Below are 25,522 nucleotides of genomic sequence, written 5' to 3'. Positions count from 1 at the left end.
CGCGCGAGGGCCCGTATCGGCGGGTGGCCAGGAGTCCACGACGGGGTGGAGCACGGGCAGCGGGCGGGGTATGGAATACGGCGTCCCCGCCCCCGTCGGAGAAGTCATGAACAAGCTCCTTGGCCCTGTGTCCTTCGTCCTCGCCTCGGCCGCGCTCGCAGTGGCCCTCTGGGCCCCGGGGCGTACCGAGGCTCCCTCCGCCTCCGAGCGGCCCGAGCCTGTCGCCGCCCTGCCCGCCAGCCAGGAAGGCCTGGAGCGGCGCATCCAGGCGCTGGAGGACACCACGCTGAGCCTGTCCCGGCGCCTGATGGAGCTGGAGCGGCGGCCGGCGGTGGCCGGGACGGACGGGGGTGGCGTCGCGGCGCCCGCGCTGACGGCCGAGCTGGATCAGCTCCGCGCGGAGGTGCGGGGGCTGATGACTGGGGAGACCCTGAGCACGGAGGGTGGCCGCGAGGCGCTGAAGGACGCGATGCGTTCGGTGCAGGAGGAGATGCGCACCGAGCAGTTCCGCTCGCGGCAGGAGGAGTGGATGCAGGCGCAGGTCCGCTCGACGGCTCAGCGCACGGAGCGAATCAAGCGGCTCGTGTCCGAGGCGAAGCTGAACTACTCCCAGGAGCAGGAGCTGACGCGCCGGTTGGAGGCCGAGGAGACCACGCGCAACACCCTGTTCGAGGAGGTGCGCACTGGCACGAAGAATCCGCGTGAGATTCGCCAGGCGCTGCGGACGCAACGGGAGGAGACGGACCAGGCGATGACGGCCCTGCTCGATGAGGGCCAGCGGGCCAAGTACGACGTCATGCGGCGCGAGGAGCAGATGAACTCCCGCCCCCGTGGCAATCGCGAGGGTCGGTCTCAGGACCCGTAGTCTGGGATTGGGAGGAGCTGTCCTGGCAGGGCATGGCTGGCATCACAACCAGACAGGAAGAGCAGCCCTCGAAGTCATCCACACGAGCCTTGTCGCGCCCGGAAGAACGCCCCCGCGGAGGGAAAAGCTCGACCCCGTCGAGAGGTGGATTCGAGCCTTTCGCCCAGCTTCAACGCTCGACTACTCCTTGTACGAGGGAGGAACCGGGCGCGGGTCGCACGCAATGCCTGGGCACCGCTTGTTCTCCGAGCAGCTCCCATCGCAGCACTGGTACTGACGCGGCGGGCACACGGGGGCCCCAGCATCCTCCTCCAACCGCGGCGGCTCGGAGCGGACGTTCGCCTCACTCGATGCGTCTGGAGTTGGCGGCGCGGACGCATCGCGCTTCAGCTCATCCCCGGGCCCCCTGCATCCCAGTCCGACCAGCAACACCCCCGCCACCATCCACCGCGACCACTGATTCGACTTCACGAACATCGGCATCCTCCGTGAGGCTGCGGCCACTCCGCCCATGACGCGGCGGCCCTCTCAAAAACAAGGGGCGGCCCCGGAAACCTCCCGGGACCGCCCCTCACATTTTCCATTCCGACCTCATGCAGAGGTCGGACGAAGCACTAGCTCCGGCGACGACGGCGCAGCGCGAGCGCCAGCATGGCCAGGGCCGGCACCAGCGCACTGGTGGCACTGCCACCCGCCGCGCTGCAACCACCCTCGTCCGCCAGGTTCCGCACCGTCACCGCGACTTCGGCGGGCTCACTCGAGCTCAGGTCATCCTTCGCCCGGACGCGGAAGAGCAGCACCGTGGTCTCCGACACCTCGGGGGCGACGAAGAACGCCTCCGCGGTATCCGACTTCTCGAGCTGCACGGACGGACCCGCGACCTGCGTCCACTGCCACGTGATGTCATTGCCATCGGCGTCCTCGGCCGTGGCGCGCATCTTCACGCCCGAGCCTTCGTGCACCGTGTAGCTGCTCATCGTGGTAACCACCGGCGCGTGGTTGTCGCGCGTGACGGTGATGGTCACGATGCTCGCCGCGCTGGCCTGTCCATTGGCCGTCGCCACGAGGCTGAAGCGCAGGACGATGGACGCCCCCGTCACTTCCGGAGCGGTGAAGCGCGGGGAGCCGGTGTCCGCCCCCGTGAGTTCCACCGTCGGACCCTCGGTCTGGGTCCAGGCGAAGGTGATGTCCTCGCCGTCCTCATCCACTGCGCCGCCCAACAGCGTCACCGTGGAGCCCGAGCCAACCTGCCGGTCCCCGCCGGCGTCCGCCACCGGAGCACGGTCCAGCTGGCGAACGGTGATGGTGATCTCCGCCTCGCTATCGGCGATGCCGTCCGTTGCGATCAGGCTGAACGTGAAGGCGGTGTCCGCCGTCACTTCCGGCACAGCGAACGTCGGAGTGGCGCTGGTCTCGTCATCCAACGCCACCGCCGGACCCGCGGTCTGGGTCCACGAGAAGCTCAGCTCCTCGCCGTCCGCATCCGTCGAACCGGACGCATCGAGCGTGACGCTGCCCGAACGCTCATCCACCGTCGTGGGGCCGCCATCCTTCACGCGAGCCACGGCGACAGGGGGGTTGTTCACGTTGGCGACGAGGACCTGGACCACCTTGGGCTGGCTGGAGTCCGTGCCATCGCTCACCACGAGCTGGAACGTGAAGATGGTGTTCGCCGGAACCAGCGTGCTGAAGGTCGGCGTGGCCGTGTTCGCGCCGTTGAGCGTCACCGGCGGACCGCCAATCTGGGTCCACGCGTACGTCAGCGCGCTCTGCGCGGAGGCATCAGGATCGACGCTCCCCGTGCCGTTGAGGGTGATGACCCGGGGGGTCACCACACCACCAGCGCCCACGACGACCTCCGTCACCGTCTGGGACAGGCCCGCCTCGGCCACCGGCGCCACGTTGCAGGTCGGAGCCGTGCCCGTGCCGGTGAAGGTCTCCGCGACCAGCGAGTAGAACGGCGTCGTGTTGGTGATACCCGTGAGGCTGATGTTGGCGATATCCCAGCCATACGCGCCCACGCCACCGTCGGACGCGTGACGGAAGCGCACGCGCACCTGATGGCCCGCGAGGTCCTGCCCGAAGTTGGCCGTATACCGGACGAACGACGGGTAGCCCGCGCTCAGTTGAGCGAACCCCGGCCAGCCGCCCAGGTACGGATTCCCCTCGTCGATCAACGCGATGTTGGGATTCGCCGGGATGGGAGGCGTGAGGTAGAGGTACCAGCTCTCCCACGGCCCCTCGTCGACGGACAACTCGATGGCTCCACCATCGAAGTGGACCCAGGCCCCGCTCAGGTACGCCGACTCGAAGCTGAAGCGGTGGAAGAACGTCAGCGTGAAGTTCTGATTCGCCGCGACATTGAACAGCGGCGAGGTCAGCCGCTTGTCGAGCGAGGTCGCCTCGTTGGAGGTGTGCCAGTACCCGGTCGTGGCGTAGCCGTTGTCCCACATCGGACGGTAGTTGAAGGTCGAGGCCACCCACGGGGTGTTCTGCGCCTCGACGTAGTCCGTGTCCGACGTATTGGGCTTCTCGTCGTAGTTGACCTGGCTGCGGAACGCACGAAGGGTCGTGCCGTTCAGCAGGTTGTGCGGGAACGTCACGTCCACGCCCAGGAGCGCGAGCGCGCCCGAAGTCTGAGCGGGAGCCGCCGTCAGGGCGACAGCCACGCTCGCCGTCGCCGTCGCACCGCGAGCGATGTTGCCAAACGAGAGCGAGCTGCCGCTCGAGAAGGCGCCCACGACGCCCGGGCTCGAGCCGTTGAACGCCGCGGTGGCCGTCACCGCGCTCAGGTTCCCGGCGCCCGCGTTGCGCACCGTCACCTTGAGCAGGCCCGTCTCGCCGGCGTCCAGCACGCCGTCCTTGTCGCAGCCGACGCTCGAGTCATCCAGGGTGATGCTCACCACCTCGAGGGCATCGCCCGTCTGGTAGCTCTCCACGACACCGATGTGGTCCGCGCTGTTGCGGTCCGCGACGCGCGCACCGAAGCCGGCACCGCGCTTGGCGAAGGCGCTTACGAAGCGCTGGTAGTCGGCGGGATCGCTGGCGGCGGCGACAGACAGCAGCGCGTCACGCCCCTCCAGGAAGGTGGGGCTGACCGGCGTGGCCTTGTAGGCGGCCACCAGGTAGCGCTTCATCCGGTCCTGTGCCTCCTGGAACGGATGGGCGTTCAACAGGCTCGCGTAGCACTCCCACAACATCGAGGCCCAGACCTCGCCCGAGTTGTGGACCTCCGCGTTGTTCCCGCCCCCGTTGGTCGGGTGGGTGGTCGGAATGGCCGTGCCGTCCGCCATGTGGCGGAGCGTCAGGCCGTTCTTGGCCATGTTCGTGCTGTACGGAACGCGGCGGATGCCGAAGTAGTAGCCCTGGTTGCGACCACCGCTCTGGGTGTAGCCGGCCATGCCGTAGGTGCCCTGCCACTGGTTGTTGCCGGTCCGGGTCACGTCCTCGGCGCGCACCGACAACAGCATGGCGTGGAAGTCACCCCAGCCCTCGCCCATGGAGCCGCCCTGGTTGTTCGTCAGACCCGAGCCGTTACCGACGAGGCGGTTGGAGATGTAGTGCCCCCACTCGTGCGCGACGATCTCGTTGTCGAGCGTGCCATCGCGGTCGAGGTCCGCGTTGCGGCGGAGGCGGCCCTTGACAGGCGCCGTGGCCAGCGCCGTCCGCCAGGCGTCACCGTCCGGCTTGGTCACCAACAGCGAAGGGATGGTGATGGCGCGGTCGACAGCGGCGACACCACTGGCGCCCATGGGCCCCAGAGCACCCGCGGCGCTGTTGGTGATGAAGACGCCGATGGCGCCCGCGCGCTGGGCGTTGAGGACCTTGTAGGCGAAGGAGCAGGTGCCGCGCTCGATGAGCGCGATCTTACCGGTGAACGGCGTCGTGCCACCGTACGGGTCGGCGCCAGTGTCATTCGCGCAGCCAATCCGGTAGGCCAGCGTCGTCGCCGCGTCCGGCCCCGTGGGGGGCAGCGCAAAATCACCCTCGAGGTTGAAGACCGTCGGCCCGAAGGACGCGGTGTACGAGAGGTAGCCGCGCGCCAGGGGCGCCGGCTCGCTCACCGTGAGTTCCGCCACGCCGTCGAAGACGTACTGCTGCATGCGAGGACGGGCGCCGTCGGCCGGAGTCGCCATGTTGGCGTTGTTACGGCCGCCGGAGTCCTGCGCCTCCACGCGAAGGCTGTCGTTCTCCAGGCCACCCCGCCCGAAGTTGCTCAACTGGGCGTTGCCGGAGGCCTCGTCGAAGCCCGCGTCGTAGAACCAGTCGTGCAGGAAGTTGGTGATGTAGAACAGGTTCACCACGGCGGCCAGGCGCTGCGTCTGGTTCGCGGCGGGCGACTTCGTCAAATCGAACGTGTAGTCGAACCCGCGGCCCGCCACGTCGCTCAGCGGCGCACGCAGGTCGAAGCCCGGCTGGAAGCCGTCGCCACCACCGAGGTCCGCGTACGCATCGACGTTGTTACCCGTCGTCACCGTCGCGTTCGCCGGCAGCCACGGGTCATTGCGGCTGAACGGGAAGTTCTGCAGCGTCACCAGGTTGGCCGGGATGTTCAGGGGCGCCTGATAGCCATCCGGGGTGCCCGTGGGGTGCGGCGTGGCCTCGGTGCCCTGGGGACCGTCGTAGGGCAGCTTGCTCGCCGGGTCCGCCCACACGCGGTAACTGAACTGCTCCGACACGGTCAGGTTGTGCTTGAGCAGCAGCGAACCGTCGCGCGCGTCGATGACGTAGGCGGTGTAGGAGGCGTCCGGGTTGCTCTCCGGGCCCGCGTTGACTTCCACGTAGTACGCCGGCACCAGGCCGTCGGGCATCGGGAAGAGGACCTTCTTCGAGCGCGGCGCCTCACCAAAGCCGTGCGTCGACAACTGGCGGGAGTCCACCGTGTAGTGGCTGTAGTCACCCTTCGCGCCCGCGGGCACCAGCGCCCGGGCGTCGAGCTGAGCGCCCGTCAGGTCCTGGAACGCGCGGGAGATGGCCTGCGGCGCCGAGACGCGGAAGGCCGACGCCTGGGCGTTCTTCTCGTCGTCCTGCTGACGCGGCTGCAGGTAGCCGGAGATGGCCACCAACTGCTGGCTGGCGTCCATGACGACCTTGACCTCGTTGCGGAACACCTCGATGCCATTGACCCGGCGGCCGTAGGTCGCGACCACCGCGCCCTCGCCCCCCTTGGGCATGTGCACCTGGCGCAGCTCCGCGCTGTTCACCTCGGAGGCGTTCAGGCGGTACAGGTCCGCCACGCTCCGCAGGTGCTCACGCGCCGCGGTGTTCGCGCTGGCCTGCGTCAGCGGGCGCGAGGCCTTCGCCTGGGGACCCGCGCTCAGGGAGCGCTCACTGAAAACGAAGGTCGGTACGCCGAGACGACCTTCCACGCTGTTGATGCGCAGTCCGCGCTGGGACGCCGACGCGGCGGACTGAGGCAGGGAGCGATCCGCCGGCGTGAGGAGGAAGGCATCAACCGCGGCCTGCCTCGCATGAGCCTGCGGGGACCACATCAGCACGGCGAGCACGGCGCTCACCGTGCCCATCCAAAGACGCTTCATGAACGACGACCTCTTTCGGGTGGTGTTGAGGGCCCCACGCCGTCGGACGCCTGCTCGGCCAGGGCGTCCAGAGGTTAAGGATTATTTTGTTATCAACACAATAGCCCCCCCTTAACTCACCCGCCGTTCCCGCCAGTAAATCAAGAATAAACTTCTTTGCTGGCTGAAAATACGGAGAAGGCGTGCTTGCGGGATGCAGTTGCGCGAGGGGGAAAGGCGTGCTTCAGCCGAACGGAGGGCGGGCGTTGTGAGAGATGACGAGGACCTCGTCCGGCCGGGCCTCGGCGCGCGCGTACGTGAGGAGCGCGGCGAGGCCATCCGAGTGCTTGGGTCCGGCCGTCTCCAGCACCACTTCCTCCCGGTGGGGGTGGAAGAGGTCGGCCTCGCCCAGGTTCTGCTCCATCCACCGCCGCCAGCCCGGCAGCGGGGCGCCCAGTGAGGGCTGCAGCCCCACCACGTCGTAGCCCTCCGGCGTGAAGGCCCGGTGCAGCCCCACCACCGTGGCGCCGGTGCCGAAGCCGCTCACCACCAGCCGCACGGAGGGATACGCCTCGCGCACGAAGTCGCGCAGCTCCGAGGCCCAGCCCTCCACGCAGCCCACGAGCGCGCCATTGGAGAGCTGTCGCGGCCAGCACCAGCCCTGTCGCTCGTAGCCCAGGGCCACCTCCCAGGCCTCGGAGAGCCGCCGCACGGTACGCACCTCGCCACCGAACCCCTGCCCTCGCAGGTAGGCGGCGCCCGCCGTATCCGTGAGCGCGAGCACCGGCAGCCCGCGCTCCTTGCCCAGCGCGTCCAGCGCGAGCGAGGACGAGGAACCCGACAACTCCACCAGCCCGCAGGCTCCCTCGGGCATCGACTCCAGGTAGCGCGAAAACGTCAGGTACTTGAGCCCCCCGGAGGGAAGCTCTCCTCCCCAAAGCACCACCGGCCCAGCGGGGGACAGCCGTGACAGGGGAAAGTGCATGGGCGGACCTCCCTCAGTTGAGGCCCGCGTGGACACCCGGGCCCACGGCTGAACCTCGGCACCCTCTTGCCCCGGCGGCCAGTCCCCCCCTTCTCCCGCTGTCTTCCCGTGGACCGCGAGGCTGCCCGTCCGCTGACCTGGGACACTCGTCAGCCCCCGGGGGCGATGCGAAAGGTCTCCTGGGGCACCCTCCTGTGCGATAGTCACAATCAGCGAATCGCATGTTGCGCAGGCTCCTTCCCACGCTCGTGGCCCTGGGTTGTGGGCTCCTCGCCCTCGGTTGGGGGCTGGTGAGCCTTCAACGCATCTTCACGCGCGAGCGCGAGGACGCGCACGAGCAGGTCCGCTCCCGCCGCGATGCCCTGGCGCACGCCGCCACGGAGACCCTGCGACAAATCCTGGCCCGCCAGCTCGAGGAGCAGATCGCCGCCATCCACGCCGCCGTGGACAATCCGCTGGCTCCGGGCGAGGGCTTCTACCTCCAGTTCCGCGGCCACCAGTTCCTGCCGCGCCTCATCCACCCCCTGCCGGGCCAGGACATGCCCGCGCGCGCTCTCTACGAGATGCTCTCGGACCACGTCCGGGGTGGCGCCGCCCTGGGAGGCACCTGGGAGCCCCGGCTCACGCGACTGCGCGCGGCCGAGGCCGCCCTCCTCGCGGGCCAGACGTCGCGCGCCACGGCGCTGGTGGAGGAGTTCCTGCGGCACCACACCCGCCAGACGCTGCCCGTCGAGCAGGAGCTGCCCTTCCTGTTGCTCGCGGTGGAGCACCTGCAGCGCGGCCCCGCCACCACGCCGCTCATCCGGGCCCTGCTGCGCGAGGGACTTCCTGAGGAGTTCGGCGGCATCAGCCGGGGGGCGGGGCTGCAACGCGACTTGCTGCGCGAGCGCTCCCACTTCTCGCAGGCCGACTTCGACTTCCTCCAGTCCCGCATCCTCCGGCTGAGCCGCGCGCTGGGAGAGCCCACGCGCGACTTCCTGGAGCGCTCGCGCGAGGCGGGCGCCGGCATGCTGGTGATGCCCCCGGAGCTGGTGGAGCCGACCCTGCTGGGAGAGCAGTGGTACGTGGAGCCTCGCGGAGAGGTGCTGTACGGCATCTCCGTGGACATCGCGGCGCTGCTGGTCCCCATCGCCCAGGACATGCGCACGCGCGGGCTCTTCGAGTCGGACGGACAGATGCGGCTGGTGGGGGGACGCTCGGCGATGCCGGCACGGGAGCTCATGCTGCTCGTGGAGCTGCCCGAGTGGGCGCGCGTGGAGGCCAACATCGAGGCGCGCTATGGCCTGAAGACGTTGCTGGTGGCCGTGTGCGGTGCGCTGGCGGCGGCCATCGTCGCGCTGGCGCTGGTGGCGCAGCAGCGCAAGTACCGCTTCCTGGAGCTCAAGAGCGACTTCGTGGCCACCGTCTCGCACGAGCTGCGCACGCCGCTGGCCTCCATCCGACTGCTCGGCGAGACGCTGGAGCGCAAGCTGACCCATGCGCCCGAGATGCGCGACTACCCAGCCCGCATCGTCCAGGCCGCCGACGGCCTCCACTTCCTGGTGGAGAACATCCTGTCGTTCAACCGCATCGACAAGGGCCGCTGGACGCTGCGCGCCTCACGCGTGCGCCTGGAGGAGCTGGTCAACCCGCTGCGGGACGACCTGGCGTCGGCCACCTCCGTGCCGGTGGAGCTGACCACCGACATGGACGACGCGGAGCTGGAGGCGGACCCGTCGCTCTTGCGCCTGCTGTTCTCCAACCTGGGCCGCAACGCGTGCGCCTACAACCAGCGCAGCCCCGTGCGCATCTCCGTCAGTGCCCGCGTGTTCGAAGGCCACGGCTGCACGATGCTCTTCCGCGACAACGGCGTGGGCATCCCCGAGTCCGAATGGGAGAACGTCTTCCAGGACTTCTATCGTTTGATGCCTCCCGGGCAGGAGGTCCACGGCAGCGGGCTAGGCTTGGCGCTGTGCCGGAAAATCATGAAGCTGCACCATGGCGATATCCAGGTGGCCTCCTCCACGCCCGAGGGGACCACGTTCGCGCTGACCTTCCACGAGCCGCGTCGATGACCACCTCCACCCCACCCTCCTCCACCCGTCCCACCATCCTCATCGTCGAGGACGATGCGCACCTGCGCGTAGGGCTCCGGGACAACCTGCTGGACGAGGGCTACGACGTCTCCGAGGCCCCGAGTACCCGCGACGCGGAGCCGCTCTTGCGTCAGCGCGAGTTCGACCTGCTCATCCTGGACGTGATGCTCCCGGGCGAAGACGGCTACAGCTTCTGTCGCCGCCTGCGCGCGCAAGGCGTCAAGAGCCTGGTGATGATGCTCACCGCGCGTTCGCTCGAGGACGACATCGTCCGGGGCTTCGACGCGGGGGCGCAGGACTACCTCACCAAGCCCTACCGGTTGAGGGAGCTGCTCGCGCGCGTGGGCGCGCTGGTGCGCCGTGCGGGCGTCGCGCCGACCCAGGTGTCGACGTTCGGCGGCTACACGCTGGACATGGGCCGCCGCACCGTGACGAAGCCGGACGGCGTGGGCGTGGAGCTGACGCGCACGGAGTTCGACCTGCTCGCCTATCTGCTGCGCCACCGCGAGCGCGCGTTGCCCCGAGGAGAAATCCTGGACGCGGTGTGGGGCCGCGACGTGGTGGTGGACCCGCGCACGGTGGACAACTTCGTCTCCAGCCTGAAGAAGAAGCTCGGCTGGACGAGCGCGTCGGGCTTCACCATCCACACCCTTCGCGGGGTGGGCTACCGGATGGAGGTCTCCGCCTCATGACCGAACCGTGACGAAGAGATGGCCAGCCTCCGGCCATCCCACGTCGTGGACTCCGTAGGTTGAGTCCTGCGTGGACGGGGCGCTCCAAGCCAACTGCCCACGCCGGAGAACCACCGTGTGGTGCGGTGGACTCCGGGAGCGCCCGTCGGTGGGAGGAGGCTTCCGTGTTCAAGTCGGTCATCGAGCGGCAGCGAGCAGGGCGGTTGGGCCTGGGGTTGTGGTGGTCCGTGGCCGTCCACGCGGGGTTGTTCGGCGCGGTACTCGTCATCTCCGCCCGTCCCGCGGAGCTTCCCCCGGAGCCCGAGAAGGACCCCATCCTCACGCTGTACCAGGGTAGGCAGGTGGCCAAGGGGTACACGGCCCCGACCCAGCCCAAGCAGGCCGTGCAGCCGAAGCGGACCAAGCCCAAGCGCACCACGATGCCCACGCAGATCAACCCGCTTCCGGCGGACCCTCAGCCGGTCGAGCCGGAGCCGGCGGCGAACCCCTCGGATACCGACGAGGTGGTGCCTCCGGGTGATGGCGTGCCGGGGGGCCACCCGGACGGAGATCCGACCAGCAACATCACCGGCGTGGCATTCATCCCTGGCCTGCCGAATGGCGTCGGCGACGGCACGGGCGAAGAGGTGCTCCCGTTCGGACAGGGCATGACGCAGCCCGTGCTCATGGGAGGCCCTCCGCTCGAGTACACCGAGCAGGCCCGCATGGCCCGCGTGGAGGGGACCGTCATCGCCAAGTGCGTCGTGACCCGCGAGGGAGACGTGCGCGACTGCCGCATCATCAAGGGCCTGGCGCACATGGACGAGGAGGTGCTGGATGCACTGCACCACCGGCGCTACAGCCCGGTGACCTTCCAGGGGCGCCCGCAGAGCGTCTCCTACGTCTTCACCCTCCGCTTCAAGCTGCCTCGCTGACCTGGGCTCGCCGCGCGTCCGTCACAAGTCGTAGCCTCCCACGGCGGACGCCGGCACCAGGACGTGTTTGAGCACATACGCCTTGAGGCGCTGCCGGACGTCCTCGTCCAAGGTGAGGACGACCTGGGGGTGGATTCGAGCCCCCACCTCGAAGAGCACCGCCTGCATCAGCATGCCGTCATCGGTGATGGAGGCCAGGCGGTCCAGCGTGGGGTCGGAGCGCTCCGTCTCGCCCTTCTGCTTCTGACCCGCGTGGACGATGAGCGCCGAGCCCAGGCATTCCATCTCCTCCACCGTCGTGTAGTGCTCCTTCTCGGTGCCGGTCATCTCCTGACGGTGCGCGGGCTCGCCCAGCCACAGCGCCTTGCAGTTGGCGAAGGCGAGCCAGGACGGGTCGTGGTCCGGATCGAACTGGACGGTGACGCCCTGGCCGGCCCGCTCGGCGTAGCCTCGGGGGACGATGGCATCCTCACGGACGACGAGCCCCAGTCCGGCGTTGGCGCGGAAGAACTGCCGGATGATGGGGTAGCGCGGGTTGAGGACCAGGCACCACGCCCAGGAGTCCAGGGCCTCATCGAAGCGCCCCAGCCGCGCGAACGCGTTGCCCAGGAAGAACCACGAGCGGTGGTCATTCGGGTTGATGCGGGTCGCCTTCTGGTAGTGCTCCAGCGCGGTGGCCGCGTCGCCCGCGAAGTACGCCGCGTCTCCCCGGAAGTTCCACGCGAGATAGCAGTCCGGGCACACGCGCGTGGCCTGTTCGTACAGCTTCGCCGCCTCCGCGTAGCGCTTCGCCTGGAAGTGAGGCTCCGCCTCGTCGAGCAACGCCCGCGCCTCCGGGTGCTCGGGCCAGTCGAGGATGACGAACTCGCCCTGCTCCGTCACCACGCGAGGAGCCTCGCGCGAGGGCACCCGCTGCGGCCAGAGCTGATCCGCCCAGCCCCCGGGAGGCGAGTCCTTTCCCTCGATGTTGTACGACACCGGGGACGCCTCCATCCGCTTCACGATCTCCGCGGGATTGAGGAATGGAGGCTTGTCCGGCGCCTTCACCTCCGCGTCCGTCCCCGAGGTGAGCGCGGGTTTTTGCGTCGAAGCGCAGCCGGCCACGAGCACGAAGCAGAGGACGACGAGGGGGCGGCGCACGGGAGGCCCTTTCGGTGAGCGGTCGCCCCCAGTCTATGCCGCGCTCGTGCCCCGCTTGCCCACTCGTGAACGATTGAGCGCCTTCTCCCCTGGGGTGCCGCCGCCCCTGGCGCAGGCCAACTCGTTTTACAATGATGTCGGAGAGCGCCTGATTTCGAGCCACGGCGGTGACGCATCCGTTGCATTCACGAAGCGGGGAGGCAGGTCATGGAGCGAAGCATCGCGAAGGCAATCGTCCTGGTGAGCCTGGTGGCCTGGGGATGCGGCGGTGGACCCGAGCCGCTGGAGGCCGACGTCACCGCTTCGCGATGCGGGACGGAGGAGCCCTCGGAGGAGACGCTGACACGGGTGGCCCAGGAGTCGAACCGAGGCGGCGTGAGCGCGATGCGGCTGCCGGGCTCGGTGCGGGTGCCGACCTATGTACACGTCATTCGCCGGGGCACGGGCGTCGCCAATGGGGACGTCCCGCTGGCGACGATTCTCGCGCAGCTCGAAGTCCTGCGTGCGGCCTATGGCGCCACGCCCTTCTGGTTCGACCTGATGTCGGTGACGCGGACGACGAACGCCACCTGGTACGTGATGGCACCCGGCAGCGCGGCGGAAGCGGCTGCGAAGAACGCGCTGCACCAGGGTGGTAAGGAGTCCCTGAACCTGTACCTGGCGAATCCAGGGGGCGGCCTCCTCGCGTGGGCCACGTTTCCGTGGGGTGTCGCCGGTACGCCGCTCAGTGACGGCGTCGTGTTGTTGAATGCGGTGCTGCCCGGGGGCACCGCGTCGCCGTACGCCCTCGGAGATACGGCCGTGCACGAGGTGGGTCACTGGCTGGGCCTGCTGCACACCATGGCGGGCTGCACGACGGACGACGGCGTGAGCGACACGTCTCGATCCAAGCCGACGTACACGTGCGTGGTGGGTGGCGACTCGTGTCCGACCGACATGGGGCTCGACCCGGTCCGAAACTACATGGGCTACGTCGATGACGCGTGCATGTCCGAGTTCACCCCGGGCCAGTCGGCGCGCATGGACTCGATGGCGCTCATGTATCGCTGACACAGGGCTCCCGGGCCCCAAAGCACGCGCGTATCGGGGACTCGCCTGACTCAGCGATGAGCCAGCTCAGGCTCCGCTCTCAGCTGAGGCACCGCTCGCAGCTCCGTCACTCCGCCCTCGGCGAGGGGCTTCATCCGCGTCGTGGCGGTCAGCTCCGCGAGGAGGCTCACCGCCTCGCGTGCCGCGGCCTCCGGGCGCACGCTGGTATCGGAGATGCCCGCGATGAGCCGGGTGATGTCGTGGTCCGCCCTGCCCTGTCGCCCCCAGGTGGTCGCGGAGGGCGCCGTCAGGTACGCGGAGAAGGCATGGTGCCCTGAGCCCGGCCGCTCGCCGATGACGTGGATGAGTGCTCGTGGCGCGCGTTCTTCCGCGTCACCGAACAACAACTCGCCCACCTGATACCCGGCTCGCACGCGCCCGTGCTTCAGCACCAGGTGCTCCGGTGCCACCTTCCACCCCGCCGCGTCCAGCTCACGCCTCAGCTCCGTCAGGAACGGGTGCAGGTGCCCCTCATCCATCAGCGAGCGTGCATCCAGTCCGTCCGAGATGAGTATCTGCGCATCCCAGCGGCCCTCGTGCCTCAGCCGCAGCATCCGGACCGCCAGCTCTGAGGCCGAGTCCAGCCGCTCTCCCGACGGCGGATGCAGGATGTAGTCGCGACGGTCCTCCGCGCACGTGCGCAACATCACCGCCTCGGGAATCCCCGCCACCACCGAGTCCGTCAGCTCCGACCAGAGCCCCACCTTCGCGTCTTCGTACAGGGCACGCAGCTCTCGCTCCAGCGACGGCTCCAGCTCCCACGGCGTCTCGCCATGTCCCACGGCCAGCGGAACGCCCCGCTCACGCACCGCCGCCATCTCCGAGCGCGCCTCCTCCAGGATGCTCGCGTCCGAGCGCTCATCCCCCTTGCGGCGGCGATATTGGAGATAGACCCAGGCCGGGTCTCCGAAGTGCTCGGTGGGTCGCCCCGCTTCATCGATGACCCCGAGCGACTGGAAGAAGGCCCACATCCGGTCGTCGACCTTGAGGCCCCGCTTCTCGCGCAGCCGCACGTGGTCCTGGAAGCTCGTCGTCAGGTAGCTGAGCATCGGGTCATTGCGCGTGGGCAACGCCATCAGATAACCGGGCGCGGCCTCCACCACCTGCTCCAGACACCAGGTCAGGTCGTCCAGCGACACGTCCATGTGCAACGTCGAGCACACATCCAGGCCAATCATCAGCCCGTGCAGCTTGCCCATGACGATGTCCTCCAGGCAGCAGCGCACGAGCTGCTCCCGGGTGCGGAACACCTCCGGACCGATGAACCCCGCCACGTCATTCACATGAACCCACGGCGCGGGCGTCCGTCCCGCTCCGAGCTGCGCCAGCGACACCCGCGCCTTCAGCGCCCGGGCGAAGCCGTACTTGCGGGACTCATGCACCAGCATGTCACAACCGAAGTGGTGCCCGTTCGTCGCGTCCGCGCCCTGCCCCGTCTCGAAGTAGAGCCCGTATCGCCCCGTCCGGCTCGCCGCATGCTCCGCCATCTTCTCCAGCGTGACGTCGAAGGTCCGATTCGCCGCCTCGTTGCCCGCAAGGCTCTGGAACCAGATGCCCGTGGTGCCAGGCCGCAGCGCCTCCACCTTCGCCTGCACGTCGATGTGCGAGAGCACGCAGTGAGGCATCACCTCCGTCAGTCCGAAGGTGACGAGGAGGTCGTGCAGCGCCGCCTCCACCGCCGCCACGGACTCCGGCGCGGAAGACACGGGATTCGTCCCGAGCACCACATCGCCCACCGCGAAGGACCAGCCGTTGAACACCTGCCAGCGGATGTCGTCCGGGTGGTCCGTGGGCGAGTTCGGCTGGAGCCGCGCACCCAGATATCCCTTCGCGCCCAGGTTGCTGCCCGGCAACGGATGGAAGATGCGCGAGCCCACTGCCTTGAGCTCCGCGTCGCTCATCAGCTTCACGACACACGCGATGACGTCGCTGCCCAGGCCCCCCAGGATGCCTCGGACATCCGCCTCGTCGGCCGAGAGCAGGTACGCCTTGAGCTGCCCCAGCGTCCAGTCCTCCAACCGCTGGAGCTCCTCGACATCCAGGGCCTCCATCATGAAGGCGTGGAGCCGGTCCTCGAAGGGAGGGTGCGAATGCAGGTCGCCCAGCCGCGTGCGAGCCAGCAGCGCACGGGCATTCGCCCGGGAGTCCTGGTCGGCAGCGGCGATGCCGAGGGCCTCGTCACCCTCCTTGAACGCATTGGCTGCGCCGAGAATCCGCTGGAAGAGACGCGAGTCGAATGAACCTTGAACCCGATGGATGTAGCCGAACACGTCCTCACCTGTGAGGACGTCACGGAGACTGACGCTCATGGCGCGAGACAATGTATCCGGCGTTTCATTCCGGAAGCCATGCCCGCACCGCGCTGTCCGCTGGATGACGCCTGGGTGCTCGCCCGGCGGTCGGTCGGGAGTGGAGACCGCCTCACTCGTCCAGCAGGCTCGACCAGAAGCCCACCATCCGGACCACGTCCGCCGCCCCCGCCTTCCGGTCCACCTCCGCATGGCTGATGAGCGGCGTGGAGAGCTGGTGCACCTCCGTGTAGGGGCGCAATGCGTCCGCCAGCAGCACGGACTCCATGGATGGAATCACCGTGTCCCCCGCGCCATGGAGCAGATACACGGGCGAGGCAGGCGCGGGAGACCTACCCGGCGACATCGACGGGTCCGCGGCGAAGTCCCGGACGAGCGGCAGCAGCAGGGGCCCCAGCGCCGCCACGTTCCGCGTATTCACGTACCCCATCAGCTTCGACGCCGGCTCGGGCATGCGGGTCTCCAGCACCCGCGCGTGGGCGAAGGTCACTTCCGCCAGCTTCTGGTCCTTCTGCGTCTGGTGTGAAGCGCGCAGGAAGGTCCGGATGCCCTCGCGCAGGGGCTCCACCTGCTCCGGTGGCACCAGTCGGTCCGCGACGTTGAGCAGGATGATGACCACGCCATAGTCATGCGGCGCCAGATGGGAACCGTCCGGCAACACCCCGCTGCACAGGAAGGCCAGCACACGGGGCAGGTCTCCATGTCCTCCGAAAGAGAGCGTGGAGGAGACCTTGTCTCGCAACGCGGGCCGCCCCGCCGCCACCACGGAGAGCCCTCCCGCGAAGCTGATGCCGAACAGGTCCACCTTCCCGCCAGGCGCCAGGTCCTCGCGGGCGGCGGTCCACAGGGCCGCGTCCTCGATGATGTCGGGAAGGCGCGCGGTGATTTCGTAGCGCAGGAGGTCCGGCGGCTCGGGAGTGAGAACCGTCTGCCCGCCCGTGGCCAGGTCTTTGGCCAGCTTCACCAGCCGGGGCTCATCGATGCCGTCGGCATGGACGCCCGAGGTCAACACCACCGTACGCCCTCGGACCTCCCGTGGCCGATACAGCCGCGCACGCACGTCCCCGTGGCGCGTGGGGACAGTCAGCTCGCTGACCTCGAAGGGCCCGTTGCGCCATCGGGCCACGACCGCTGGAACCGAGCCCTCCATCCCCGCGGCGCGAACGACGAACGACAGGCCGCGCAGCCAGTCCATGCCCACCAGCACCACGCCCACCAGCACCACGACCAGGCCAAGGCCCAGGTTCCGCCGCGTCGCCCTCTTCATGGAAAGAGGTGCTCCACGAAGGTGCACAGGCGCTCGCGCTCGAAGGGCTTCTCCAACAGCCCTCTCGAATGGCGGCCCACGAACTCGCGCGCCTGCGCGGTGAAGGCCCCACCCGTCATCAATCCCGTGCGCAGCACCAGCTCGGGCGCCAGTCGCTCCAGCTCCACCACGAAGTCCATTCCGCTCATGCCCGGCATCATCAAGTCACACAGGATGGCATCGAATCGCTCGCCCGTGGACAGCCGTCGCAACGCCTCGCGTGCGTCCTGCACCGCGTGGACCTCATACACGTCGCGCACCAGCCGGCTCACCGAGTTGCCCACGGACGGCTCGTCATCGATGAGCAGGAGCCTGCGGCGGACCAACGACGGCACCACCGCGCCGAGCACCGGCGATTCGGGCGCGGCGACCGTTCCGACCGAGAGCGCCGGCAACACCACGCGGAAGGTGCTTCCCCAATCCTGCGCGCTGCTCACCTCGATACGGCCCCCCATGGCCTGTACCAGCGTGAGACAGATGGACAGGCCCAGCCCCGTCCCCTCCCCCACCGAGCGCGTGGTGAAGAAGGGGTCGAAGATGCGCCGCTGGACTTCCGGCGCCATGCCCATCCCGTTGTCGGTGACCTCCAGCTCCACCTGCCCCACGCGTCCGGTGCGCAGGCTGACACGGACCCGGTTCTCCTCGACGGGACGCGGAGGAAGCGCCTGGAGGGCGTTCACCAACAGGTTCAGCACCACCTGCCCCAGCCGCACCTCGTTGCCGTGAATGGGCGGCACGCGCTCCAGCGTGCACACCACGCGCGCCCGGTGCGTCAGCTCGTTGCGCACCAACCGCAGCGCGCCCTCCACCGCGCGCAGCACGTCCACCGGACCGTGATGATCCTCGTCCCCGCGAGCGAAGGTGCGCAGGTCCCGGACGATGGCGCAGACCCGTCCGGCTCCGTCGAGGGCGTCCGACACGACCTCTCGCAGCTCGGGCATTTGCTCCGAGGACAGCTCCTGCTGCGCCAGCAGGTCCCTCACGAACGCGAGGTTGGAGGTGACATAGGCCAGCGGGTTGTTGATTTCGTGCGCGACTCCGGCCGCCAGCGTGCCCACCGACGCCATCCGCTCGGCGAGCAGGAGCTGCGACTCCAGGCGCTTTCGGTCGGTGATGTCGCGGATGATGGCCACGAGGAACGTCTCTCCAGCGCCGCTGAACGTGGCCTTCTTCGTCACCAGCACCCGGGCCAGTCCCGTCCGGTCGGTCAGGGTCTCCTCCGTCTCGTCGGGGACACCCGAGCGGAACACCTGCTCGTCATTGCGCCAGAAGCTGTCCGCCTCGTGCGCGGGAACAAACTCGTGGTCGGAGCGGCCCAGCAAGGCCTCCGCGGGGTGCCCCATGAAGCGGCAGAAGGCGCTGTTGAGCGCCACCCAGCGGTGCTGCCGGTCCTTCACGAAGAGCGGCTCAGGCACCGCGTCCAGCGCGCTGCGGAGGAACTCACAGGTGCGGCGCAGGGCCTGCAAATCCCGCTCGCCCGTCTCCGTCTCCATGCGCCGACGCAAGGCCGCCAGTCGCGCGCCCCAGCCCGTCGCCGGGGAGGCCACGCACTCGTCGGCTCCGGCCTCCGCCATCGCCTGCGTCTCCGCGTCCGCGCGCGTCGTGAGCACCACCAGGTGCGTGCGAGCCGAAACCCGGAGCGCGTGGAGTCGACTCACGTCCGCGAGCACGTCCTCCAGCGGGCCCCCTGAATCCCACGTCACCAGGAGCCCCTCTTCCACCGGAGAGGCAATCACATCGGTGCCCGTCACGCACAACACGTGGCAGTGCTGTCCCGCTCCCGATGCGCGAACGCCGCGCTCCACTGCTTCCGCCACCGCCGGAGGCACCGCCACCAGTGTTGCGAGCACCGCTTCACGCTCCTCGGCCCGGGGAGGCCTCGATGTCCCCATCAAGAAGACACGGAGACACCCGACCGGATTGCAGCGCTCCGGCGCCCCACGGTCAACGACGTTCCCTGCGCGACACCGAGGAACCCCGCGGTCGCGAGGCACCAGGGACCCGACGGGTCGCCGCCGCCACCACGCGCGGCCCCACGAGGCAGGCGCCCAGGAGCGGACAGCGCTCGCAGTTCTCCGGCACCGGCTGCGCCGGGCACGCCCCGCTCATCCCATAGTGGCAGAGCGCGAAATCGTACCGGACGGGGTCTTCCGCATCCAGGGCCCGCAGCGACGCCGTCACCTCCTCCGCCGTGCGCCAGGTCAAATCCTTGCGACGCGTCAGGCCCAGGTGCCCGGCGATACGGCCGATGTGCGTGTCCAACGGAATCATCAGGACCGAGGGTGTCACCCGCTTCCAGATGCCGAAGTCGACCGCGTCCGGGCCTCGGACCATCCACCGCAGGAACAGGTTCAGCCGCTTGGCGGCGCCCGGCCCCAGCGGGGAAGGCAGCAGGTGGTGGAGCCCTCGCTCGGGTCCCATCGCCGCGCGCAAGGGTTCGAGCGGCACGCGCCGCAGCGCGGTGGTGAAGGCGCCCAGCGCGCCATGCAGACTCCCCTCGGCGGCGAGCCCCTGGACGAAGAGGGACTCCAAATCTCCATGCTCTCGCAGTGCGCGTCCCATGCCCAACAGCAACACCGCGACGTCGGTGCCCACGTTGAAGCGATAGACGAAGCCGTCCAGCAGCGCCTTCGCTCCCGGAATGTCGAGCGCGCGCACGAACGCCGCGGGAGACGGCCCCATGCGCTGGAGCAGCGAGTCCACCTTGGGACGGAACAGGTCCGCGCGGCCATAGGCCAGCGCGCAGGCGAGCAGCGCGCTCACCTCGATATCGCGAGCATCCTTGTAGCGGTGGGGGAACTCCACCGGGTCGAACCCGATGCGGGCCCGGGCATCCGTGGAGGCCAGGAAGGCGTCGAGCCGGGGGCGCAGGTGCTCGGCCGCCCGGGGGCTCAGGCCGGGATTCGACTTCGAGCGGCGTGTCACGTCGGGGCTCCCAAATGCTCCTGGAACGGCGGCCCGCCGCCCACGCTTCCCGAGACCTGGCGTCCCGGGAGTCCACGCCCCCTTCCGAACCGGGAAGGGGGCGCGGGGGGCATCCTATGGGGCTACGGGCTCACGGCGAACACGATGTCGTCGTGGTCGTCGTACGAGGTGGTCCCGCAGGGCGCCGCGCTGCCGTTGTAGCGGAAGCGGGCGCGCACGGCCTGCAGCGTGCCGGCGGGCAGCGTGTACGTGGCGGTCAGCGTCTGCTGGCCGGTCGCCACCGGGGCGACGGTGGCGATCTTCGTCCACACCGGGCTGTTGGCGTTCGCCGTGTAGTACAGGTCCAGCTTGTCCGGCCGGACGGCGAAGACCCACACGGTGGCCTCCACGCGCACCGTCTGGCCCGCCGCGAAGGGCGCGCCGCTGACGGTGGACACCCGGATGCGGTCGTTCGACTCGTCGGCGTGGTACGCGCCGGAGAGGCCGTCCGCGCAGGAGTTGTTGATGGTGTTGGGAGCGTGAAGCTCGGGCCCCAGGCCGGCGCGGCCGTTGAGCAGCGTGGTGGAGTCACACACGTTGCCCACGTTGGAGCAGCGCGGCACGCGCAGCACCGTGTCGTAGATGGCGTTGCTGGAGGCGTTGCTGCTGGTGACGGAGATGGAGGTGCTGTTGGCGGTGTTGCCGATGAGGTCGTAGGCCTTCGCCACCACGGTGTGGCTGCCGTTCGCGACGGCGGCGGAGTTCCACGAGGCCGAGTACGGAGACGCGGTGGCGGTGCCCACGACGTTGCCGTCCACCAGGAACTCCACGCGGCCGATGCCGGTGTTGTCCGCGGCGGTGGCGGAGAGCGTGACGCTGCCGGACACGGTGGCGCCATCGGAGGGGGCCGTGAGGCTCACGGTGGGCGGCTCGCTGTCGGCGAGGTTCGCGGTGCCCTTGGCGAGCTCCGCCACGTACGCGCCCGCGACCTTCGCGAACTTGAGCGCGTGCGTCGCGGTGTTGTTGCTCTTCGCCAGCGTGTCGCCGGAGGTGTGGATGAGGCTGTTGTGCTGGCCCATCAGCGCCTCGAACGGAATCGACGCGGCGAAGCCCGCGTTCGTCCACGAGGCGTGGTCCGAGCACGCGTAACCGCACGTGGAGTTCGCCGCCTGCACGCCCGGGACATAGGCGGAGATGAGGCTGGTGATGAAGGTGTTCTGCGCCGCGTTCGTGAAGTCCGTCATCAGCGCGACGTCGATGGTGGAGCCCTTGAAGTTCGTCATGTCGAGCTGCAGCGCGCCAATGACGTTGGCTCCCTGGTTCTTGTGCTGGTCGGCGATTTCCTTGGAGCCACGCAGGCCCACTTCCTCGGCGGCGTAGGCCATGAACTTCACCGTCTTGGCCGGGTGGTAGCCGTTGGCCATGGCCACGCGGATGACCTCGGTGAGGGTGGCGATGCCTGACGCGTCATCATCCGCGCCGGGGGCATTGCCGGAGGAGCTGGTGGAGTCCAGGTGACCGCCCACGACGACGATCTCCGACGGCGTCTCCGTGCCGGTGATGGTGAGGATGACGGACGGCTGCGCCCACGCCGCGTGGGTGAACAGCTGGACGGTGACGTCACCACCCGTCTGCGCACGCGCTCCCGCGTAACCTTCCCACAGGCCCTTGAGCCAGTTCGCCGCCTGCACGCCCGTCGCGGACGTGTAGTAGCGCGTGGCGTAGCTGGAGAGGTGGGTGATGTTCGCCAGGATGTTCGCCTCGGTCATGCTCCCGATCAGCGTGTTGACGACCGGGCCGTTGTCCAGCGTGTACGTCACCGCCAGAGGGCTGAGCTGCGTCTGGCCGACACCCGCGATGGCCGCGAGGGCCTCCGCCTCCGTGTCGTGGTAGACGAAACCACCACAGCGGTTGAGCTTGTCGTGCATCACCCGGGAGACCCGGTTGATTTCCGACTCGGGCAGCTTCAGCGCGACGACGTCGCCCTTCTGCCCTGCAAGTGAGGGAACCTTCGCCCCCGCGACGATGAACGCGGCGTTCACCTCCGAAAGCGCGTCCGAGCCGAGAGTGATCCACACCTCTCGCTCCGACGCCTTCGCGAACGCCGAGACACAACCGAGCATCAACACCAACGAAGCCAATCGCTTCATGTGCATGGGGCTCCTCCTCTTTCGGGAGGTCTGCTTTGTGGGGGACGACCTGCAAACCTATTCGCGACAGAGCAGCGAATGTTGACTACTCTGCGTAAACGTTGCCTGCGGGTCAATCCTCAAACCAGCCCCAATACAGAAAAACCGTATCAACGGCCAAACGCCAGAATTCCCGGATGTTGATTATCGAGTGAGTTCCCGCACCGCGTGGCCCAGTTCCGGGAGGATGAGCGCGTCCAGGGCCAGTCGCGCGGCCTGGGGCGAGCCCGGAAGCGCGAAAATTATCATTCCTTGATACGTGCCTGCGGTCGCCCGGGACATCATCGCGGGGCTGCCAATCTGTCGGTACGACAGCATGCGGAACAGCTCGCCGAAGCCGGGCAGCTCCTTCTCAAACAAAGCCCGCAGCGTCTCCACGGTGGTGTCGCGCCGGCCAATCCCGGTCCCCCCCGTGAAGAGGATGGCCCGAGCGCCCGAGGACTGGGCCTCCGCCACCGCGGCCCGGATGGCCTCCGGCTCGTCCTTCACGACGACGTAACCCGCGATGCCGTGGCCCGCGGCCTCCAGCCCTTCACGAAGGACCTTGCCGCTCGCGTCACGCGCGGCGTCACGGCTGTCCGAGCACGTCACGATGAAGGCGCTGACGTGGACCGGCGCACGCGACTTGTGCTCCCGCGGCACGTTCCCTTCCGCGGCCTCAGGGGTGTGGCCGTGGTTGTGTGAATGTGAGTGGCCATGCCCCCCGTGGCCGTGGTCATGACCCGCGTGCCCGTGCGAGTGGCCGTGGTCGTGGCCCCCGTGCTCGTGCGTGTGTCCGTGGCCATGGCCCCCTTGCTCGTGCGAGTGGCCGTGGTCATGGCCCCCTTGCTCGTGCGAGTGGCCGTGGTCATGGCCCCCTTGCGCGTGCGAGTGGCCGTGCTCGTGGCCCCCGTGCTCGTGCGCATGGGAGTGGTCATTGCCGTGGGCATGGGAGTGGTCATGCCCGTGGGCATGGGAGTGGTCATGCCCGTGGCCCTCGTCCTTGTGGGCATGGCCCTCGTGCCCGTGGCCGTGGTCATGCCCGTGCTCGTGGCCCCCATGCGCATGGGCATGGTCGTGGGCATCGCCCTTGTGGCCGTGGTCATGCCCATGGTCATGGCCTCCGTGCTCGTGCGCATGGGCATGGGCATGGTCGTGGGCATCGCCCTCGTGGCCGTGGTCATGGCCCCCGTGCTCGTGCGGGTGCTCATGCGCGTGGGTGTGCTCGTGCGCGTGGGACTGCCCGTCGCCGTGCTCATGGGGGTGGCTGTGCCCGTGATCATGCTTGTGTGCATGAGTGTGCACAGGGTCATTCCCGTGCGCGTGGCCGTGGTCATGCCCGTGTCCGTCGCCATGACGGGGGTCATGGTCGTGTCCGTCGTGTGCCATGAAGAGGACTCCGTTGCGTCTGGTGCTTCAGGAATTGTCGGGGAGGTCGACGACGAGGGCGCCGTCCTGGACCTCGACTGTCACTGTCGGCTGGTCGTCACAGACCCCCGGGGAGGTCTCGTTCCGGCCCGTATCCATGTCGAAGCCGACCTCATGACACGGGCAGACAACGAGGTTGTCCTCGAGGCGACCTCCGGACAGCAGGCACCCCGCGTGGTTGCACCAATCATCAAGGCCCTTGTATCGGCCGTGAATCTTCGCGATGCAGACGTTGCGCTTGCCCACTTCGTAGCCGCGCATTTCCTTTTCGGCGAAGTCCGCCGGTCCGAGCTTGATCTTCGTCATCGCCGTCCTTTTCCCATAACGAGGAGCGGCCTGCATCCCCGTTCCCCGGGCATTACCTTCCTCCGCGTGACTCCAGCCGTGACCGCTCCCATCGTCGACAAAGCCACCGTTGCCCAGGTCCTCCGGGACATCTCCCTGCTGCTCCAGCTCCAGGGCGAGAATGGCTTCCGCTCTCGCGCCTACGACATGGGGGCCGACCGCATCCTCGGCCTTACCCAAGACCTGGGCGCCATCGTCTCGGAAGGACGCCTGGAGAGCCTCCCGGGCATCGGCCCCGCGCTCGCCGAGAAGATCTCCGAGCTGGTGACCACCGGACGGATGACCTACTTCGAGGACCTGCGGGCGAAGTTCCCCCCAGGCCTGCTGGAGCTGATGAAGCTGCCGGACATCGGCCCGCGCAAGGTCGCCGCGCTCTGGAAGGAGCTGGGCATCGGCTCCGTCGAGGAGCTCGAAGCGGCCTGCCGCGAGGGCCGCGTGCGCGAGCTCAAGGGCTTCGGAGCGAAGAGCGAGGCGAAGATTCTGGAGGGCATCGCCCTGTTCCGGCGCGCTCGCGGCGAGCGCAAGCTCCTGGGAGACGTGCTCCCCATCGCCGAGGCCCTGCTGGAGCGCGTGCGCGCCTCGCCCGGCGTGGTGCGCGCGAGCCTGGGTGGCAGCGTGCGCCGCCGCGCGGAGACGGTGTCGGACGTGGACATCATCGCCTCGGCCGCGGTCGCCGGGCCCGTGCTGGACGCCCTGGCCACCTCGCCCGGTGTCGCCACCGTGCTCGGCAAGGGCGACAGCAAGTGCTCCGTGCGCATGGAGGCGGGAGACCTCCAGGTGGACCTGCGCGTCCTGCCGGACGAGGACTTCGCCACCGCCCTGCATCACTTCACCGGCTCCAAGGCCCACCACATCCGCTTGCGCAACCTGGGCCACGAGCGGGGCATGAAGATCTCCGAGTGGGGCGTGCACCGCGACGACGGCACCAAGCTTCAGGTGAACGACGAAGCGGCGCTCTACGCGCTGCTCGACATGCAGTTCGTCCCCCCGGAGCTGCGCGAGGACAATGGCGAAGTGGAGGCCGCGCGCGCGGGGAAGCTCCCCACCGACCTGGTCACGATGGACGACGTCCAGGGCGCGGTCCACGCGCACAGCACCTGGTCGGACGGACGCAACTCGCTGGAGGAGATGGCGCTCGCCGCGAAGGCGCTGGGCCTGAAGTACCTCACCATCACCGAGCACAGCGAGGCGGCCATCTACGCGGGCGGCCTCAAGGTGGAGGCGCTCAAGCGCCAGTGGGAGGAGATCGACCGCGTCAACGAAGCGGTGCCCGGCATGCGGCTGCTCAAGGGCATCGAGGTGGATATCCTGGAGTCCGGCGCGCTCGACTATGACGACAAGGTGCTCGAGCAACTCGAGGTCGTCATCGCCTCCATCCACGTGCGCCACGGCATGGATGAAGAACAGATGACGCGCAGGGTGCTCACCGCGATGGACAACCCGCACCTGCACATCCTCGGACACCCCACCGGCCGCCTCATCCAGAGCCGCGAGCCCTACCCGCTCCGGATGGAGGACATCCTGGAGCACGCCGCGAAGCGCGGGGTGTCGGTGGAGATCAACGGCAAGCCCGCACGGCTGGACATCAAGGCCGAGTATGTCCGGAAGGCCACCCAGCTCGGCGTGAAGCTGGTGGTCAGTTGCGACGCCCACCGCAAGGAGGACCTCGGCAACCTGGCCTATGCCGTGGCCACCGCGCGGCGCGGCTGGGCCCGAAAGCAGGACGTATTGAACACGCTGCCGGCGGAACGCTTCCTCACCGCGCTGCGCGCCGGGCGGTGAT

The 25,522-nt window shown here is 68.9% G+C and carries 16 protein-coding genes; 6 read left to right on the top strand and 10 right to left on the bottom strand.

Going from position 1 to position 25,522, the window contains the following annotated elements; all coding sequences use genetic code 11:
• The first annotated feature begins 106 nt into the window (after positions 1-106).
• Positions 107-865, top strand: a complete 759-nt coding sequence (locus tag HUA74_RS14920) for a hypothetical protein (RefSeq protein WP_174455049.1) — start codon at positions 107-109, stop codon at positions 863-865.
• 614 nt (positions 866-1,479) lie between these two features.
• Here HUA74_RS14920 and HUA74_RS14915 read toward each other — a convergent pair.
• Positions 1,480-6,405 carry a myxosortase-dependent M36 family metallopeptidase gene (locus tag HUA74_RS14915; protein ID WP_174455048.1) on the bottom strand — a complete coding sequence of 1,642 codons (4,926 nt, stop codon included), beginning with the start codon at positions 6,403-6,405 and terminating at the stop codon, positions 1,480-1,482.
• A gap of 223 nt (positions 6,406-6,628) precedes the next feature.
• On the bottom strand, positions 6,629-7,369 hold the full coding sequence (locus HUA74_RS14910; RefSeq protein WP_141647745.1) for a hypothetical protein: 741 nt from the start codon (positions 7,367-7,369) through the stop codon (positions 6,629-6,631).
• A gap of 221 nt (positions 7,370-7,590) precedes the next feature.
• Here HUA74_RS14910 and HUA74_RS14905 point away from each other — a divergent pair, with 221 nt between their 5' ends.
• The 3 genes from HUA74_RS14905 (at position 7,591) to HUA74_RS14895 (ending at position 11,050) form a co-directional block, all read left to right on the top strand.
• The gene (locus HUA74_RS14905; protein WP_141647746.1) at positions 7,591-9,423 is read left to right on the top strand and encodes a HAMP domain-containing sensor histidine kinase; all 1,833 of its coding nucleotides are present in this window, start codon (positions 7,591-7,593) and stop codon (positions 9,421-9,423) included.
• Complete coding sequence (locus tag HUA74_RS14900) at positions 9,420-10,136, top strand: response regulator transcription factor (RefSeq protein WP_174455047.1); 717 nt, start codon at positions 9,420-9,422, stop codon at positions 10,134-10,136. The genes HUA74_RS14905 and HUA74_RS14900 overlap by 4 nt, the downstream gene beginning before the upstream one ends.
• A 164-nt stretch (positions 10,137-10,300) precedes the next feature.
• Positions 10,301-11,050, top strand: a complete 750-nt coding sequence (locus tag HUA74_RS14895; protein WP_174455046.1) for an energy transducer TonB — start codon at positions 10,301-10,303, stop codon at positions 11,048-11,050.
• A 21-nt stretch (positions 11,051-11,071) separates the two neighbouring features.
• On the opposite strand, the gene HUA74_RS14890 is transcribed toward HUA74_RS14895, so the two are convergent.
• Entirely contained in the window at positions 11,072-12,190 is a 1,119-nt protein-coding gene (locus tag HUA74_RS14890; protein ID WP_174455045.1) for a tetratricopeptide repeat protein, read from the bottom strand.
• Positions 12,191-12,397: 207 nt separating this feature from the next.
• On the opposite strand from HUA74_RS14890, the gene HUA74_RS14885 reads away from it, so the two are divergent.
• Entirely contained in the window at positions 12,398-13,240 is an 843-nt protein-coding gene (locus HUA74_RS14885; RefSeq protein ID WP_174455044.1) for a zinc metalloprotease, read from the top strand.
• 50 nt (positions 13,241-13,290) lie between these two features.
• Here the strand turns inward: HUA74_RS14885 and eutB are convergent, their stop codons facing one another.
• The 7 genes from eutB to HUA74_RS14850 form a co-directional block, all read right to left on the bottom strand.
• Positions 13,291-15,588, bottom strand: a complete 2,298-nt coding sequence (gene eutB, locus HUA74_RS14880) for an ethanolamine ammonia-lyase subunit EutB (RefSeq protein ID WP_174455043.1) — start codon at positions 15,586-15,588, stop codon at positions 13,291-13,293.
• A 112-nt stretch (positions 15,589-15,700) separates the two neighbouring features.
• Positions 15,701-16,855, bottom strand: a complete 1,155-nt coding sequence (locus tag HUA74_RS14875) for a hypothetical protein (protein WP_174455042.1) — start codon at positions 16,853-16,855, stop codon at positions 15,701-15,703.
• Positions 16,852-18,744 carry a hybrid sensor histidine kinase/response regulator gene (locus tag HUA74_RS14870; RefSeq protein ID WP_174455041.1) on the bottom strand — a complete coding sequence of 631 codons (1,893 nt, stop codon included), beginning with the start codon at positions 18,742-18,744 and terminating at the stop codon, positions 16,852-16,854. The genes HUA74_RS14875 and HUA74_RS14870 overlap by 4 nt, the downstream gene beginning before the upstream one ends.
• Positions 18,745-18,838: 94 nt before the next feature.
• Complete coding sequence (locus HUA74_RS14865) at positions 18,839-19,819, bottom strand: TIGR02757 family protein (protein WP_174455040.1); 981 nt, start codon at positions 19,817-19,819, stop codon at positions 18,839-18,841.
• A 122-nt stretch (positions 19,820-19,941) separates the two neighbouring features.
• Complete coding sequence (locus HUA74_RS14860; protein WP_371817239.1) at positions 19,942-21,948, bottom strand: M20/M25/M40 family metallo-hydrolase; 2,007 nt, start codon at positions 21,946-21,948, stop codon at positions 19,942-19,944.
• 183 nt (positions 21,949-22,131) lie between these two features.
• Positions 22,132-22,629, bottom strand: a complete 498-nt coding sequence (locus HUA74_RS14855) for a molybdenum cofactor biosynthesis protein B (RefSeq protein WP_174455038.1) — start codon at positions 22,627-22,629, stop codon at positions 22,132-22,134.
• A gap of 753 nt (positions 22,630-23,382) precedes the next feature.
• Positions 23,383-23,700: a Rieske 2Fe-2S domain-containing protein gene (locus HUA74_RS14850; protein WP_141646325.1), complete on the bottom strand. Its 318-nt coding sequence runs from the start codon at positions 23,698-23,700 to the stop codon at positions 23,383-23,385.
• Between the two features lie 78 nt (positions 23,701-23,778).
• On the opposite strand from HUA74_RS14850, the gene polX reads away from it, so the two are divergent.
• Positions 23,779-25,521: a DNA polymerase/3'-5' exonuclease PolX gene (gene polX / locus HUA74_RS14845; protein ID WP_174455037.1), complete on the top strand. Its 1,743-nt coding sequence runs from the start codon at positions 23,779-23,781 to the stop codon at positions 25,519-25,521.
• Position 25,522: the final 1 nt, after the last annotated feature.

This window comes from Myxococcus sp. CA051A, assembly GCF_013336705.1.
Taxonomy (GTDB): Bacteria; Myxococcota; Myxococcia; order Myxococcales; family Myxococcaceae; genus Myxococcus; species Myxococcus llanfairpwllgwyngyllgogerychwyrndrobwllllantysiliogogogochensis.
The sequence above is the reverse complement of the archived record's forward strand: the minus strand, read 5'-3'. Positions and strand labels throughout refer to the sequence as shown.